The sequence below is a fragment of the Pseudomonas sp. BN515 genome (assembly GCF_029873155.1).
Taxonomy (GTDB): domain Bacteria; phylum Pseudomonadota; class Gammaproteobacteria; order Pseudomonadales; family Pseudomonadaceae; genus Metapseudomonas.
This window is the reverse complement of sequence record NZ_SSOH01000093.1, coordinates 223,795-240,900: the sequence shown is the minus strand read 5'-3', so window position 1 is coordinate 240,900 and position 17,106 is coordinate 223,795. Positions and strand designations below refer to the sequence as shown.

Genomic DNA, 17,106 nt, shown 5'->3' with positions numbered 1-17,106 from the left:
GTGACTGAACGGTCTTGTTAGCCCCATGTATCTTGCGTATGCTCGCCCGTCACGTCTGTCACAAGCAAAAAGCGGAAATGCCAAAATGTCTGATCTGAAAACGGCCGCTCTCGAATACCATGCCCAGCCCCGCCCCGGGAAACTTAGCGTCGAGCTGACCAAGCCGACCGCCACCGCCCGCGACCTGTCGCTGGCCTACAGCCCGGGCGTCGCCGAGCCGGTGCGCGAAATCGCGCGTGATCCGGAACTGGCCTTCAAGTACACCGGCAAGGGCAACCTGGTAGCGGTTATTTCCGACGGCACCGCGATCCTTGGCCTGGGCAACCTCGGCCCACTGGCTTCCAAGCCGGTAATGGAAGGCAAGGGCGTGCTGTTCAAGCGTTTCGCCGGCATCGACGTATTCGACATCGAAGTGGATGCTGAGAGCCCGCAGGCCTTCATCGACACCGTCAAGCGCATTTCCATCACCTTCGGTGGTATCAACCTCGAAGACATCAAGGCACCCGAGTGCTTCGAGATCGAGCGCACCCTGATCGAACAGTGCGACATCCCGGTCTTCCACGATGACCAGCATGGCACCGCTATCGTGACTGCCGCCGGCATGCTCAACGCCCTGGAAATCGCTGGCAAATCCCTGGCCGAAGCCAAGATCGTCTGCCTCGGCGCCGGCGCAGCTGCCATTTCCTGCATGAAGCTGCTGGTGAGCATGGGCGCCAAGGTCGAGAACATCTTCATGATCGACCGCAAGGGCGTGATCCATGCCGGTCGTGACGACCTGAACCAGTACAAGGCCGTGTTCGCTCACGAGACTGACAAGCGCACCCTGTCCGAGGCCCTCGACGGTGCGGACGTGTTCGTAGGCTTGTCCGGTGCCAACCTGCTGAGCCCGGAAGACCTCAATCGCATGGCGCCCAACCCGATTGTGTTCGCCTGCTCCAACCCGGATCCGGAAATCAAGCCGGAACTGGCGCACGAGACCCGCAGCGACGTGATCATGGCCACCGGTCGTTCCGACTACCCGAACCAGGTCAACAACGTGCTGGGCTTCCCCTTCATCTTCCGCGGTGCCCTGGACGTACGCGCCACCCGCATCAACGAAGAAATGAAGATCGCTGCTGCCGTGGCCCTGCGCGATCTGGCCAAGCTGCCGGTACCGAAGGACGTCTGCGACGCCTACGGTGTGGCTTCCCTGGAATTCGGTCGTGAGTACATCATTCCGAAGCCCATGGACAAGCGCCTGATCACCGTCGTATCCGATGCAGTGGCCAAGGCTGCCATCGAATCCGGCGTGGCTACCCTGCCGTATCCGAAGCACTATCCGCTGAAGTCGGTGGACGAAGTGTTCAACGGCTAAGCCGAGACGCAATGAAAAAGCCCCGCAATCGCGGGGCTTTTTCATTTTGGGCGCCTGTTCCTCAGAACAGATCGATGGGGGCGGCCTCGTCGGCCGGCAGCGGGCTGCCGGGAATGGCCAGGCCTGGCTCCAGCTCGCTCATGGGTGGAGGCGTGTCCTCGCTCTTGAACAGCTCGAAGAATGCATCTGGTGTTCCCGGGCTGGCGGCGCGGCCACTCAGCGGGTCGATACGCAGTGTCAGCAGTCCGGCAGGCTCCGGCTGGACGTGAGCGGGCTTGTCCTTGAGCGCAGCGCCCATGTAGTTCATCCAGATAGGGAGCGCGACGGTGCCGCCATACTCGTGGCGACCCAGGCTTTCCGGCTGGTCGAAGCCGACCCAGACAGTGGTGACGTAGTCGGCGTTGTAGCCAGAGAACCAACTGTCCTTCGACTCGTTGGTGGTACCGGTCTTGCCGGCGATGTCGCTACGTCCCATGGACAGTGCCCGGCGACCAGTACCGCGCTTGATCACGTCCTGCAGCATGCTGTTGAGGATGTAGGTCGTGCGCGGATCGACGATGCGTTCGGCGACCGCTGGCGTCTGGCTCTGGGGTGCCGAGGCGTCGGTGGAGGCGAGCAGGGTATCCGGTGCGCCGCTGCTTTGCGCGATTTCGTTGGACTGCGCCTCGGTTGCCGGAACTCGTGGCGGATTGGCGACGAACAGGGTTTTCCCGTCGCGGCTTTCGATGCGCTCGATCAGATAGGGCTGAACCTTGTAGCCGCCGTTGGCGAAGGTGCTCCAGCCGCCGGCGATTTCCAGCGGAGTGAGGTTGGCGGTGCCGAGCGCCAGGGACAGGTTGCGCGGCAGGTCGTCCTTGTTGAAGCCGAAGCGGCTGACGTAATTCAGTGCGTAGTCGATACCGATGGCTTGCAGCACGCGAATCGATACCAGGTTGCGCGACTTGTACAGGGCTTCACGCAGGCGAATCGGGCCAAGGAAAGTGTTGTTGTCGTTCTTCGGGCGCCAGGCTTCTTCCATGCCGGCTTCCTGGAAGACGATGGGGGCGTCGTTCACCAAGCTGGCGGCGGTGAAGCCGTTATCCAGGGCGGCGGCATAGAGGAAGGGCTTGAAGCTGGACCCCGGTTGGCGCTTGGCCTGGGCCGCGCGGTTGTAATTGCTTTGCTCGAATGAGAAGCCGCCTACCAATGCGCGAATGGCGCCATCCTGCGGGTCCAGGGAGACCAGGGCGCTCTGGGCGGCCGGCAATTGGACGAAGCGCAGGCTGCCGTCGGCCTGACGCTGCACGCGGACCAGGTCACCGACTTGGCTCACATCGGCTGGCTGCTGCGGGCGTGGGCCCAGGCTGTTGGTGTTCAGGAACGGGCGGGCCCATTTCATGCTGTCCCAGCTAACCGCCTCTTCCTGGCCGCTGCGGGTCAGGACCAGGATGCCGCTCTTTTCGACCTGGGTGACGATGGCCGGCTCCAGGCCGCCAAGGGATTTCTGCTTGGCCAGTTCCTGCAGCCAGGTTTCCTTGGTCATGCCGGGCAAGCGGGTTTCCGGGCCGCGATAGCCGTGGCGCTGGTCGTACTCGATCAGGCCCTCGCGCAGCGAGGTATTGGCTGCCTGCTGGAGATCGCTGGGTACTGTCGTGGTGACGCGGAAACCTTCGGTGTAGGCGTCGCTGCCATAGCGGCCGACCATTTCGGCACGGGCCATCTCGGCGATGTAGGGGGCAGCCAGTTCCGGGGTGGGGACGTGGTAGCTGGCATCGATCGGTTCGTTGATCGCTTGCTGGTAGCGGGCCTGATCGATTCGGCCCAGCTTGTACATGCGGCCGAGAATCCAGTCGCGCCGCTCTTTGCTGCGAGTCGGATTGACCAGCGGATTGAAGCGAGACGGAGCCTTGGGCAGGCCGGCAATCATGGCCATTTGGGCCAGACTGATTTCACGAATCGACTTGCCGTAATAGACCTGTGCGGCAGCCTCGATACCGTATGCGCGGTTACCGAGGTAGATCTTGTTCACATAAAGTTCAAGAATTTCGTCTTTGCTGAGTTCCCGCTCTATTTGCAGTGCCAGCAATATTTCATTGATCTTGCGGGAGAAACTTCTTTCGCTGGTGAGGAAGTAGTTTTTCGCCACCTGCATGGTGATGGTGCTACCGCCCGTCTGGATGTGGCCGGTCTTCAATAATTGCGTGGCAGCGCGCATCAGGCTGGTGAGGTCGACGCCATAATGGTTGGCAAAATTGTCGTCCTCGGCGGCCAGTAGGGCCTGGATGAAGTCCGGCGGAATGTCGGCGAAACGGACCGGAGAGCGGCGCATTTCGCCGAATTCTGCGATTAGTTTGCCATCGCTGCTGTAGACGCGCAGCGGGATCTGGAGCTGGATTCGACGCAGCGAGTCGACCGATGGAAGGCTGGGGCTAAGATAGAGGTAGGCGCCGCTGAAACTGAGCAGCAGGCCACAGAAGACGGCAACGAAAGACCACCAGAATAACTTCAGCAGGCGCATCAAGGCTTGTGGATTTCCAGGCAAAAGAATGAGTTAAGCGGAAGGTAATCATAAAAGGCAAAAGCCGATCACATTATAAGCGTTTTTTTTCCGGGGGAGCCATTTGCGCTTCTGTCAAGACTGCTATTTAATGTGGAAAAACATAAATCGTCCGTAAGTCTCGGACGCTGATAGGAAATCGGTCGTGCTAGGGCTCTTCAATAAGAAAGCGAATTCGCTGTTGGGGATCGACATCAGCTCGACCTCAGTCAAGCTCCTTGAATTGAGTCGCTCGGGAAGCCGCTTCAAAGTGGAGTCCTACGCCGTCGAGCCGCTCCCGCCAAACGCGGTTGTCGAAAAGAACATCGCGGAGCTGGAGGGCGTCGGGCAGGCACTTTCCCGAGTAGTCAGCAAGGCGCGAACCGGCGTCAAGGTCGCGGCAGTGGCCGTGGCCGGTTCGGCCGTGATCACCAAGACCATCGAAATGGAAGCGGGACTCTCCGAAGACGATCTGGAGAACCAGCTGAAGATCGAGGCCGACCAGTACATTCCATATCCGTTGGAAGAAGTTGCCATCGACTTCGAGGTGCAGGGTGCGTCGGCACGTAACCCGGAGCGGGTCGATGTGCTGCTCGCGGCCTGCCGAAAGGAGAACGTCGAGGTGCGCGAGGCCGCACTCGCCCTGGCAGGACTTTCCGCCAAGGTGGTTGACGTCGAGGCCTACGCCCTGGAACGGGCCTATTCGCTGCTTTCGGCTCAGTTGGGCGATGCCCATGACGAACTGACCGTCGCCGTCGTCGACATCGGTGCGACCATGACGACCCTCAGCGTGCTGCACAACGGTCGCACCATCTACACCCGCGAACAGCTCTTCGGTGGTCGTCAGCTGACCGAGGAGATCCAGCGTCGCTATGGCCTTTCGGTTGAGGAAGCTGGTCTCGCCAAGAAGCAGGGCGGTCTTCCGGATGACTACGACAGCGAGGTTCTGCAGCCGTTCAAGGATGCTGTCGTCCAGCAGGTTTCCCGCTCGCTGCAGTTCTTCTTCGCTGCCGGCCAGTTCAATGATGTGGACTACATCCTCCTGGCGGGCGGCACGGCTTCGATCCCGGATCTCGATCGCTTGATCCAGCAGAAGATCGGTACACCGACCCTGGTTGCCAATCCCTTCGCTGACATGGCACTGAGCAGCAAGGTCAATGCTGGCGCACTGGCTAGCGATGCGCCTGCCTTGATGATTGCTTGCGGCTTGGCGATGAGGAGTTTCGACTGATGGCGCGCATCAACCTACTCCCCTGGCGCGAGCAACTTCGTGAGGAGCGCAAGCAGCGCTTCCTGGTGGCAATGGGCGTCGTACTGGCCTTGGGCGCCGGGGCAGTGTTCCTGGGTGACCAGTACTTGAATAGCGCCATCGAGAACCAGCAGGCGCGCAATGACTTCGTTCGCAAGGAAATTGCTGTCCTGGATGCCAGGATCAAGGAAATCAGCGAGCTGAAAACGCGTCGTCAGCAGCTTCTCGAGCGCATGAAGATCATCCAGGACCTGCAGGGCAATAGGCCGATCATCGGGCGTGTATTTGATCAGCTGGTGCGTACGCTGCCGGATGGCGTCTTCTTCACCGGCGTCAAAATGGCTGGCAAGAGCATCGCCATCGTAGGTGCCGCCGAGTCGAACAACCGGGTTTCCAACCTCATGCGCAACCTGGATGCCTCGGAGTGGCTGGCATCGCCCAACCTCACCGAGGTCAAGGCGGTAACCGCAGGGGCCGTCGATCAGGCCAACGTATTCCAGCTGACCGTGCAGCAGACCCAGCCCGGTTCCGAAGAGCAGAACGGCAAGAACGCTGCCGCCACTAAAGGAGCCGCGAAATGAGTTTCTCCGACTCCCTTGAAAGCCTGCGCAAGATTGACCTTGCTGACCTAGACGTCAACAACCTCGGTTCCTGGCCCATTGCGGTCAAGGTCATCACCTGCGTGTTGTTGCTGATCCTCGTGCTGGCGCTGGGATACAACTTCCATCTCAAGGATCTCGAACTCCAGCTGGACTCGAAGCGAGCCGAAGAGGCGACCCTGAAGGAACAGTTTGCCGCGAAGGCGTTCCAGGCTGCGAACCTCGAAGCTTACAAGGAGCAGATGAAGGAGATGGAGACCTCCTTCGGTGCGCTATTGCGTCAACTGCCCAGTGATACCGAGGTTCCGGGTTTGCTGGAAGACATCACCCGCACCGGGCTGGGTAGCGGTCTCGAATTCGAAGAGATCAAGCTTCTGCCGGAAGTGGCGCAGCAGTTCTATATCGAGCTGCCGATCCAGATTTCGGTAGTGGGCGGCTATCACGACCTGGCCACCTTCGTCAGTGGCGTTGCCAGCTTGCCGCGAATCGTGACGTTGCATGATTTCGAGATCAAACCGCTCGCTAATGACAGCGGTTCCAAGCTGCGTATGTCGATCCTGGCCAAGACCTACCGTTATAACGACAAGGGGCTGCAGAAATGAGTAGTCCTCGTGCCCGTCTGGCGCTCTGTGCCCTGATGCTGGCCGGCCTTTCCGGCTGCGGTGTCGGCAACGACTTTGGCGATCTTCAAACCTACATGGATGAAGTTCGCGCTCGCCCCAAGGGCTCCATCGAACCCTTGCCGAAATTCCAGCCCTATGAGGCATTCACCTATAGCGCTGCCGCCCTGCGCAGTCCCTTCCAGCCGCCAATCAAGATCGATCTGGCCAAGCAGCAGAAGGGTTCGAAGGATATTCACCCGGATGAAACTCGGGTCAAACAGTTCCTCGAAGGGTTCAATATCGAGTCCTTCCAAATGGTGGGAACCCTGTCCAATGGCGCGGGGAGCTTTGCCTTGATCAGTGGCGCTGGAGGGGTGCATCGGGTCAAGGTGGGGGACTATCTGGGGCGCAACCATGGCAAGGTCGTCGGCATCGACGAGTCCAAGGTCGACGTGATCGAGATTGTCCCGGACGGGGAGGGCGGATGGCTGGAGCGTCCGCGGAGTCTCGCGCTCAGGGAGCGCTCTTGAGGGCGAGGTTAACCACCGATGAAGAATAACTACCGGTCTGCACAACGGAACCAGATGATGAAAAGCTCGCTATCGCGCCTTGGTATCACGCTATTGGCCGCCCTGATGTCACCTGCGCTGCTGGCGGCGAACCTGCAGGGGCTGGATGTTGCGGCCCTGCCAGGCGACAGGGTTGAACTCAAATTGGCCTTTGACGAGCCGGTGGTAGCTCCTCGCGGCTACACCATCGAGCAGCCAGCTCGCATTGCCCTGGACCTGCCGGGCGTATCCAACAAGCTGGGTTCGAAGAATCGAGAGTTGGGCGTGGGCAATGCCCGTAGCGTGACCGTGGTGGAAGCCAAGGACCGCACTCGCCTGATCATCAACTTGTCCACGCTCGTGCCCTACAGCACTCGCGTGGATGGCCGAAACCTCTATGTGCTGGTTGGGGATTCCGCTTCGGCTCCGGCAGCTCCGCGTCCGGTTGCTGCTGCCCCGGCGCCCGCCCCGGCCGCCGCGTCCCTGGCCGCCTCGCAGCCGGTCAAAAGTTACGCCCGCGCCGGAAGGGCCATCGAGAATATCGACTTCCAGCGTGGCGATCAGGGTGAAGGCAATGTAGTGATCACCCTGTCCGATCCCAGCGTCAGCCCGGACATCCAGGAGCAGGGCGGCAAGATCCGCTTGGCCTTCCCCAAGACCCAGCTGCCTGAGCCGCTGCGCGTTCGCCTGGACGTGAAGGACTTCGCTACTCCCGTGCAGTTCGTCAGCGCCGCAGGTTCCGGCAACGACGCCAGCATCAGCATCGAGCCCACCGGCTATTACGACTACCTGGCCTATCAGACCGACAACAAGCTGACCGTCAGCATCAAGCCGCTGACCCAGGAAGATGTGGAGAAGCGCAAGACTGAGCGCTTCGCCTATTCCGGCGAGAAGCTGTCGTTGAACTTCCAGGACATCGATGTGCGCTCGGTGCTGCAACTGATCGCTGACTTCACTGACCTCAACCTGGTGGCCTCGGATACCGTACAAGGCAACATCACCCTGCGCCTGCAGAACGTGCCCTGGGACCAGGCGCTGGATCTGGTTCTGAAGACCAAGGGTCTGGACAAGCGCAAAGTGGGTAACGTCCTGCTGGTTGCGCCGGCTGACGAGATCGCCGCCCGCGAACGCCAGGAACTGGAATCGCAGAAGCAGATCGCCGAACTGGCACCGTTGCGTCGTGAGCTGATCCAGGTGAACTACGCCAAGGCTGCCGACATCGCCAAGCTGTTCCAGTCCGTGACCAGTGGCGATCCCGCTGCTGCAGGTGCCGACGAGCGCGGCTCCATTACGGTGGATGACCGTACCAACAGCATCATCGCCTACCAGACCGAAGTTAAGCTGGAGGAGCTGCGTCGTATCGTTACTCAGCTGGATATCCCGGTTCGCCAGGTAATGATCGAAGCCCGCATCGTCGAAGCCAACGTGGACTACGACAAGGCTCTGGGCGTGAACTGGCGTGGTGCGAGCATCGGCGACAACAACTTCGTCATCGGTGGCGGCGGCGCTGGTCGTCCGGCTGCCGGACAGGCGGGTAACGTCAACTTGGCCAATGCTCCCTTCGTCGATCTCGGCGCCGACAACGCGACGTCCAGCATTGGTATCGGCTTTATCACCGACAACACCATCCTCGACCTCGAGCTGTCGGCGATGGAGAAGACCGGCAACGGCGAAATCGTATCGCAGCCGAAGGTGGTCACCTCCGACAAGGAAACCGCGAAGATCCTCAAGGGTCAGGAAGTGCCCTACCAGGAAGCCAGCTCCAGCGGCGCCACCAGTACGTCCTTCAAGGAAGCGGCCCTGTCCCTGGAAGTCACTCCGCAGATCACGCCGGACAACCGCATCATCATGGAGGTGAAGGTCACCAAGGACGCACCGGACTTCGCCAACGCACTGAACGGTGTGCCGCCGATCAACAAGAACGAGGTAAACGCCAAGGTACTGGTCAATGATGGTGAAACCATCGTGATAGGTGGGGTATTCTCCAACACCCAAACCAAGGCGGTGGACAAGGTGCCCTTCCTCGGCGACCTGCCCTACCTCGGCCGCATGTTCCGTCGCGACGTGGTTCAGGACAAGAAATCCGAGCTCCTGGTATTCCTCACTCCCCGCATCATGAACAACCAGGCCATTGCGGTGAGTCGCTGATATCGGTGCGTAATTTGATTCTGATCGGCCCGATGGGAGCTGGGAAAAGCACCATCGGGCGTTTGCTTGCCAAAGAACTGCGTCTTCCCTTCAAGGACTCCGATAAGGAAATCGAACAGCGCACCGGCGCGGATATCCCCTGGATATTCGATGTCGAGGGCGAGCAGGGCTTCCGTGATCGCGAACAAGCGATGATAGAGGAGCTCTGCGGCCATGATGGCGTTGTCCTGGCGACCGGTGGTGGCGCGGTTCTGCGTCCGGCCAATCGTCAGGCCCTGCGTGGCGGTGGTCGTGTTGTCTATCTGCACACCTCAGTGGAGCAGCAGATCGAGCGCACCTCGCGTGACCGCAATCGGCCGCTGTTGCGTTCGGCCGACCCGGGGAAGGTCCTGCGTGACCTGATGGCGATTCGCGATCCGCTCTACCGCGAGATCGCGGACATCATCATCGAAACCGACGAACGGCCGCCGCGCATGGTGGTGCAAGAAATACTGGCGCGCCTACAGGCATTGCCGCCCCGTTAAAGCGCGGGCGGAACTGCGCTATCCTTTAGCCCTTTTTATATCGGGGGCCCCATGCGGACACTTCAGGTCGATCTTGGCGAGCGTAGCTATCCCATCCATATAGGTTCTGGCCTGCTGTCGCGGCCAGAGCTCTTCACGCCACATATCGCCGGTAAGCAGGTGGCCATCGTCACCAACGAGACTGTGGCCCCCCTCTATCTCGAAACGCTGACCCGGACGCTGCAGGGCTACTCGGTTCTGCCGGTGGTGCTGCCTGATGGCGAGGCCCATAAGAACTGGGAAACCCTGCAGCTGATCTTCGACGCCCTGCTGGGTGCTCGCCACGATCGCCGTACCACCATCATCGCCCTGGGGGGCGGAGTGATTGGTGACATGGCGGGCTTCGCCGCGGCCTGTTACCAGCGTGGCGTGGACTTCATCCAGGTGCCTACCACTCTGTTGTCCCAGGTGGATTCCTCGGTGGGTGGCAAGACCGGGATCAATCACCCGCTGGGCAAGAACATGGTGGGTGCCTTCTACCAGCCCAAGGCGGTGATCATCGATACCGATAGCCTGCGTACCCTGCCAGAACGCGAGCTTTCCGCCGGCCTTGCGGAAGTGATCAAGTACGGCCTGATTTGCGACGAGCCCTTCCTGCCCTGGCTGGCTGAAAAGATGCCGGCCATGCGCGGCCTTGATGCCGGAGCCCTGACCGAGGCCATCGAGCGCTCTTGCGCGGCCAAGGCGCGAGTTGTTGGGGTGGATGAGCGCGAATCCGGCCTGCGCGCCATCCTCAATCTGGGCCACACCTTCGGCCACGCCATCGAGACCCAAATGGGTTACGGCGCCTGGCTGCACGGCGAGGCGGTATCTGCAGGTACCGTCATGGCCCTCGAAATGTCCAGCCGGCTTGGCTGGATTTCAACCGACGAGCGCGACGCGGCGATTCGCCTGCTGCGCAGCGCCGGCTTGCCGGTCGTACCCCCGGCGGACATGACGCCGGAACATTTCCTCCAGCACATGGCCGTAGACAAGAAGGTGCTCGACGGTCAATTGCGTCTGGTGCTGTTGCGCCGGATTGGCGAGGCCGTCGTGACTGCCGACTATCCGCGCGACGTGCTGGAGGCCACCCTGGCCGCTGACTATCGCGCCCTGGCCGACCAGCTTGGAGAGTAAGGAATTCCCATGAGCAGCCTGCACGCCGACGAGGCCTACCTCGGCCATTACCAGTTCACCCATGATCCGTTCGCGGCGCGGGTGCCTGGCTTCAAGTTCTTCCCGGCCCAGCGCAAACCCGTGCTGGGTCAGCTTCACCACCTCGCCCGCTACAGCCAGCTGATGCTGGTGGTCAGTGGTCCTCACGGCAGCGGCAAGACCCTGCTGCGCCAGGCGCTGGTGGCCAGCACCAACAAGCAGGCCGTGCAGAGTCTGGTGGTGTCGGCGCGTAATTCGGCTGAAGCTGGCGGCTTGCTGCGCCAGATCGCCCAGGGGCTGAACATCGCCCAGGCCGATGTGCGTTCCATCCTCGCCCAGGTCGCTCAACTGGCCCTGACCGGCCAGGAGGTGTACCTGCTGGTTGATGACGCCGAAGAGCTGGACGATGCCGCCCTCGACAATCTGCTGGCCCTGGCCGAGGGCAATGTCGAGGCGCGCACCCATGTCTTTCTGTTTGGCGAGGATTCCCTGCTTGCACGCCTTGATGCGCTTGCTGAGGGTGAAGAGCGTTTCCACGTCATCGAGCTTCAGCCCTATAGCCAGGAGGAAACCCGCGAGTACCTTGGTCAGCGTCTCGAAGGCGCTGGTCGTGGCGTGGAGCTGCTGAGTGATGAGCAGGTGGACGAGATCCATCTGCAGTCCGGCGGCTGGCCGGGTGCGATCAACCAGGTCGCGCGCGATCTCATGATCGAAGCCATGCTTGCCGAGCGCGGGGCGTCGCGGAAATCCGCCGGCGGCTTCAATCTGCCGAAGAAGCACCTGTTGGCCCTGGCTGTGGTCGGGGTGGGCGTTATCGCCGCCTGGATGATGCAGGGGCGCAATGAAGGCGGCGTCGAGCAGGCTCCCGCTACTGCCCAGCTGCCGTTAGACCAGGCGCCAGCCGGTCAGGCTGCCAGCCAGGATGATTCGGGGGCTCCGGCCGTCGAGTTCGCGGGCTCCTCGCAGCCGCTACCGTTGCCGTTGGTGGGCGAGGCCCAGCCGGTGATTCGCGAGCCGCTGGCCCAGGCTGCTGGCCAGGGCGAGCCGGAGGATGGACCGGCACCCGCAGAGGCCGCCAACGTGCCGCCTACCGTGACCACCATCGCGCCGCCCCAGGGGGCGACCGCCAGTCCGGCGCCTGTCACGCCGGTGGAGCCCATCGTGCCGGCACAGCCGCTTTCCAAGCCGGCCCAACCCATTGCGGCCGCGCCCGCGGCTCCGGCAGCACAGGTTGCTGCACCCAAGCCAGCTGCACCCGCCACGGCCCCCGCTGCGGCAACGGTTCCAGCCCCGGCGCCAAAACCTGCTCCCGCTCCTGCCCAGGTCGCGGCCAAGCCTGCCGAGAAGCCGGCGCCGACAACTGCGTCGGTCGCCCCGGCTGGCGCTGCAGGCAATGGCTGGTATCGTAGCCAGACCGCCAGCCACTTCGCCCTGCAGGTGCTTGGCACCAGTTCGGAGGGCAGCGCCAAGTCCTTCGTGCAGCAGAATGGCGGGCAGTACCGCTACTTCAAGAAGCAGCACCAGGGCAAGGTGCTCTACGTCGTGACCTACGGCAGCTTCCCCAGTCGGACTGCGGCCCAGGCGGCAATCAAGTCCCTGCCGGCCAAGGTCCAGGCTGGCAAACCCTGGCCCAAGACCTTCGCCAGCATCCAGCAGGAAATGGCTCGCTAGTTTTCTGCGAGCCTGATCCCCCGCCTTATGACCAGGTGGTCGCTAGCACGACCTCCTGGTTCATTCATTCATTTTTGCGACATCGACTTTCACTAGTTGGCCACTAAGATTTGTGGTCGACCAATGGGCTATGTACAATGACCTCCCTTTGCCCTACGCAAAAGCTGGCGTCAAGTCCGGCGCGTATGGTAAGGAGTTGAATTACAAAGCAATTCTGCCTTTTTCTGAAGGCAACCCTGGTGAGAGTTCCCCTATGAAAGCAGGTCTGTACCATCCTGATGAATTCAAGGATAACTGCGGTTTCGGCTTGATCGCCCATATGCAGGGCGAGGCGAGCCACCATCTTCTTAAAACCGCCATCGAAGCCCTGACCTGCATGACCCACCGCGGCGGCATCAATGCCGACGGCAAGACCGGCGACGGTTGTGGTCTGTTGATCCAGAAGCCTGACCTTTTCCTGCGCGCCATCGCCAAGGAAACCTTCTCGGTCGAACTGCCTGCCCAGTACGCGGTCGGCATGGTCTTTTTCAACCAGGACCCGGTTCGCGCCGAAGCGGCTCGCGAGAACATGAATCGCGAAATCCTTGCCGCTGGCCTGCAGCTGATCGGCTGGCGCAAGGTCCCGGTCGACACCAGCGTCCTCGGCCGACTGGCCCTGGAGCGCCTGCCGCAAATCGAGCAGGTGTTCATCGGTGGCGAAGGCCTCGGCGACCAGGAAATGGCGGTCAAGCTGTTCAGCGCCCGTCGTCGCTCCTCCGTGGCCAACGCCGCGGACGCCGACCACTACATCTGCAGCTTCTCGAACAAGACCATCATCTACAAAGGCCTGATGATGCCGGCCGACCTGCAGCAGTTCTACCCGGACCTGGGTGACGAGCGCCTGCAGACCGCCATTTGCGTGTTCCACCAGCGCTTCTCCACCAACACCCTGCCGAAGTGGCCGCTGGCGCAGCCCTTCCGCTTCCTCGCCCACAACGGCGAGATCAACACCATTACCGGCAACCGCAATTGGGCGGTGGCTCGTCGCACCAAGTTCGCCAACGAGCAGTTGCCCGACATCGATGAGCTCGGCCCGCTGGTCAACCGCGTCGGTTCCGACTCCTCCAGCATGGACAACATGCTCGAGCTGATGGTCACCGGCGGCATCGACCTGTTCCGCGGCGTGCGCATGATCATCCCGCCGGCCTGGCAGAACATGGAAACCATGGATGCCGACCTGCGCGCCTTCTACGAATACAACTCCATGCACATGGAGCCCTGGGACGGCCCCGCTGGGGTCGTGCTCACCGACGGCCGTTATGCCGTCTGCCTGCTCGACCGCAACGGCTTGCGGCCGGCCCGCTGGGTCACCACCAAGAACGGCTACATCACCCTCGCGTCGGAAATCGGCGTGTGGGACTACAAGCCGGAAGACGTACTCGCCAAGGGCCGCGTCGGTCCCGGCCAGATCCTCGCGGTGGACACCGAGACCGGCCAGATCCTCAATACCAACGACATCGACAGCCGCCTGAAGTCGCGCCACCCGTACAAGCAGTGGCTGCGTCAGAGCGCCGTGCGCATACAGGCCAAACTGGACGACGATCACGGTGTGGCCAGCTACGACAGCGACCAGCTCAAGCAGTACATGAAGATGTTCCAGGTCACCTTCGAGGAGCGTGACCAGGTACTGCGTCCGCTGGCCGAGCAGGGCCAGGAAGCCGTTGGTTCCATGGGCGACGATACTCCCATGGCCGTGCTGTCCCAGCGCGTACGTTCGCCGTTCGACTACTTCCGCCAGCAGTTCGCGCAGGTCACCAACCCGCCGATCGACCCGCTGCGTGAAGCGATCGTCATGTCCCTGGAGATCTGCCTCGGTGCCGAGCGCAACATCTTCAGCGAGTCGCCGGACCACGCCACTCGCGTGATCCTCAGCAGCCCGGTGATCTCCCCGGCCAAGTGGCGCGCCCTGATGTCCCTGGACCGCCCGGGCTTCGAGCGTCACATCATCGACCTGAACTACGACGAGAGCCTCGGCCTCGAAGCGGCTGTGCGCAACATGGCCGACCAGGCCGAAGAAGCCGTACGTTCCGGCAAGGTGCTGCTGGTCCTGACCGACCGCCACATCGCCCCCGGCAAGCTGCCGGCCCACGCCTCTCTGGCCGTCGGCGCGGTACACCACCGTCTGGTGGAGAAGGGCCTGCGTTGCGACTGCAACATCCTGGTCGAAACCGCCACCGCCCGCGATCCGCACCACTTCGCCGTACTGGTGGGCTTCGGTGCTTCCGCCGTGTACCCGTTCCTCGCCTATGAAGTGCTGGCGGACCTGATCCGCACCGGCGAAGTGCTGGGCGATCTGCACGAAGTCTTCAAGCACTACCGCAAGGGCATCTCCAAGGGGCTGCTGAAGATCCTGTCGAAGATGGGCATCTCCACCATCGCGTCCTACCGCGGTGCGCAGCTGTTCGAAGCTGTCGGCCTGTCCGAGGAAGTGGTCGACCTCAGCTTCCGCGGCGTCGCCAGCCGCATCAAGGGTGCGCGCTTCGTCGACATCGAGTCCGAGCAGAAGCTGCTGTCCAATGAGGCCTGGAACAACCGCAAGGCTATCCAGCAAGGCGGCCTGCTGAAGTTCGTCTACGGCGGCGAGTACCACGCCTACAACCCGGACGTGGTGAACACCCTGCAAGCTGCCGTGCAGCAGGGCAACTACGAGAAGTTCAAGGAATACACCGCGCTGGTGGACAGCCGCCCGGTGTCGATGCTGCGCGACCTGCTCAAGGTCAAGACCGCCGACCAGCCGCTGCCGCTGGACGAAATCGAGCCGCTGGAGTCCATCTTCAAGCGCTTCGATGCTGCGGGTATTTCCTTGGGCGCGCTGTCTCCCGAGGCCCACGAGGCCCTGGCAGAAGCCATGAACCGCTTGGGCGGCCGCTCCAACTCCGGTGAGGGCGGTGAAGACCCGGCGCGCTACGGCACCGTGAAGAGCTCCAAGATCAAGCAGGTGGCTACCGGCCGCTTTGGTGTGACCCCGGAATACCTGGTCAACGCCGAAGTGCTGCAGATCAAGGTTGCCCAGGGCGCCAAGCCCGGTGAAGGCGGCCAACTGCCCGGTGGCAAGGTCAACGGCCTGATCGCCCGCCTGCGCTATGCAGTGCCCGGCGTCACCCTGATCTCGCCGCCGCCGCACCACGACATCTACTCCATCGAAGACCTCGCCCAGCTGATCTATGACCTCAAGCAGGTCAACCCGCAGGCGCTGGTTTCGGTGAAGCTGGTGGCTGAAGCCGGCGTCGGCACCATCGCCGCTGGCGTGGCCAAGGCCTATGCCGACCTGATCACCATCTCCGGCTACGACGGCGGCACCGGCGCATCCCCGCTGACCTCCATCAAGTACGCTGGCAGCCCGTGGGAACTGGGCCTGGCTGAAACCCACCAGACCCTGCGCGGCAACGACCTGCGCGGCAAGGTGCGTGTACAGACCGACGGCGGCCTGAAAACCGGCCTCGACGTGATCAAGGCGGCCATCCTCGGCGCCGAAAGCTTCGGCTTCGGTACCGCACCGATGATCGCCCTGGGCTGCAAATACCTGCGTATCTGCCACCTGAACAACTGCGCCACCGGCGTCGCCACCCAGAACGACAAGCTGCGCAAGGACCACTTCATCGGCACCGTTGAAATGGTGATGAATTTCTTCACCTACATCGCCGAAGAAACCCGCGAGTGGCTGGCCAAGCTGGGCGTGCGCAGCCTGAGCGAGCTGATCGGTCGCACCGACCTGCTGGAAATGCTGCCGGGCGACACCGAGAAGCAGGGCTTCCTGGATCTCAGCCCGCTGCTCGGCAGCGACCACGTGTCGGCCGACAAGCCGCAGTTCTGCGAAGTCGAGAAGAACCCGCCCTTCGACCCGGGTCTGCTGGCCGAGAAGATGTGGGGCATCGCCAAGTCTGCCGTCGAAGGCAAGACCGGCGGCGTCTACGACCTGGAAATCTGCAACTGCGACCGTTCCATCGGCGCGCGCATTTCCGGTGAAATCGCTCGTCGTCACGGCAACCAGGGCATGAAAGACGCCCCGGTGACCTTCCGCTTCCGTGGCACCGCAGGTCAGAGCTTCGGCGTGTGGAACGCCGGCGGCCTGAACCTTTACCTCGAAGGCGATGCCAACGACTATGTGGGCAAGGGCATGACTGGCGGCAAGGTGGTAATCACCCCGCCGAAAGGCAGCCCGTTCAAGAGCCAGGAGTCGGCCATCGTCGGCAACACCTGTCTCTACGGCGCCACTGGCGGCAAGCTGTTCGCCGCAGGTACCGCAGGCGAGCGCTTCGCGGTGCGTAACTCCGGCGCCCACGCCGTGGTGGAAGGCACTGGCGATCACTGCTGCGAGTACATGACCGGCGGTTTCGTCTGTGTTCTCGGCAAGACCGGCTACAACTTCGGTTCCGGCATGACTGGCGGCTTCGCCTACGTGCTGGACCAGGACAACAGCTTCGTCGACCGGGTCAACCACGAACTGGTGGAAATCCAGCGCATCAGCAACGAGTCCATGGAGGCCTACCGTAGCCACCTGCACAGCGTGCTGGTTGAGTACGTGAAGGAAACTTCCAGCGACTGGGGCGCCCACCTGCTCGAGAACCTGGACGATTACCTGCGCAAGTTCTGGCTGGTCAAGCCGAAGGCCGCGAGCCTGGCTTCGCTGTTCTCCAGCACCCGTGCCAACCCGCAATAACAACAGCGCCTGAAGTGGTTTGAT

General features: G+C 62.1%; 11 protein-coding genes. 10 read left to right on the top strand and 1 reads right to left on the bottom strand.

The genetic code is table 11. The features are described from left to right. Positions 1-85 precede the first annotated feature (85 nt). Positions 86-1,354 (top strand): malic enzyme-like NAD(P)-binding protein, encoded by a 1,269-nt coding sequence (locus E8E91_RS28745; protein WP_280380655.1) that lies wholly within the window; start codon positions 86-88, stop codon positions 1,352-1,354. Between the two features lie 61 nt (positions 1,355-1,415). Here the strand turns inward: E8E91_RS28745 and E8E91_RS28740 are convergent, their stop codons facing one another. Then, entirely contained in the window at positions 1,416-3,851 is a 2,436-nt protein-coding gene (locus E8E91_RS28740) for a penicillin-binding protein 1A (protein WP_280380654.1), read from the bottom strand. A gap of 184 nt (positions 3,852-4,035) precedes the next feature. On the opposite strand from E8E91_RS28740, the gene E8E91_RS28735 reads away from it, so the two are divergent. The 9 genes from E8E91_RS28735 (at position 4,036) to gltB (ending at position 17,082) form a co-directional block, all read left to right on the top strand. Then, complete coding sequence (locus tag E8E91_RS28735) at positions 4,036-5,100, top strand: pilus assembly protein PilM (RefSeq protein ID WP_190829652.1); 1,065 nt, start codon at positions 4,036-4,038, stop codon at positions 5,098-5,100. Then, positions 5,100-5,699 (top strand): PilN domain-containing protein, encoded by a 600-nt coding sequence (locus E8E91_RS28730; RefSeq protein WP_280380652.1) that lies wholly within the window; start codon positions 5,100-5,102, stop codon positions 5,697-5,699. Before E8E91_RS28735 ends, E8E91_RS28730 begins: the two co-directional genes overlap by 1 nt. Next, positions 5,696-6,319, top strand: coding sequence for a type 4a pilus biogenesis protein PilO (gene pilO, locus E8E91_RS28725; protein ID WP_280380650.1), 624 nt, complete (start codon positions 5,696-5,698; stop codon positions 6,317-6,319). Before E8E91_RS28730 ends, pilO begins: the two co-directional genes overlap by 4 nt. Continuing rightward, positions 6,316-6,849: a type 4a pilus biogenesis lipoprotein PilP gene (gene pilP, locus E8E91_RS28720; RefSeq protein ID WP_280380648.1), complete on the top strand. Its 534-nt coding sequence runs from the start codon at positions 6,316-6,318 to the stop codon at positions 6,847-6,849. Before pilO ends, pilP begins: the two co-directional genes overlap by 4 nt. Positions 6,850-6,906: 57 nt before the next feature. Continuing rightward, positions 6,907-9,015, top strand: coding sequence for a type IV pilus secretin PilQ (pilQ, locus tag E8E91_RS28715; protein WP_280380646.1), 2,109 nt, complete (start codon positions 6,907-6,909; stop codon positions 9,013-9,015). A 5-nt stretch (positions 9,016-9,020) separates the two neighbouring features. Continuing rightward, positions 9,021-9,539 carry a shikimate kinase AroK gene (gene aroK / locus E8E91_RS28710; RefSeq protein WP_151137780.1) on the top strand — a complete coding sequence of 173 codons (519 nt, stop codon included), beginning with the start codon at positions 9,021-9,023 and terminating at the stop codon, positions 9,537-9,539. A 51-nt stretch (positions 9,540-9,590) separates the two neighbouring features. Then, the gene (aroB, locus tag E8E91_RS28705; RefSeq protein WP_280380644.1) at positions 9,591-10,694 is read left to right on the top strand and encodes a 3-dehydroquinate synthase; all 1,104 of its coding nucleotides are present in this window, start codon (positions 9,591-9,593) and stop codon (positions 10,692-10,694) included. Positions 10,695-10,703: 9 nt separating this feature from the next. Next, positions 10,704-12,383 (top strand): AAA family ATPase, encoded by a 1,680-nt coding sequence (locus E8E91_RS28700; protein ID WP_280380643.1) that lies wholly within the window; start codon positions 10,704-10,706, stop codon positions 12,381-12,383. 253 nt (positions 12,384-12,636) lie between these two features. Further along, on the top strand, positions 12,637-17,082 hold the full coding sequence (gene gltB, locus E8E91_RS28695; RefSeq protein WP_280380641.1) for a glutamate synthase large subunit: 4,446 nt from the start codon (positions 12,637-12,639) through the stop codon (positions 17,080-17,082). Positions 17,083-17,106: the final 24 nt, after the last annotated feature.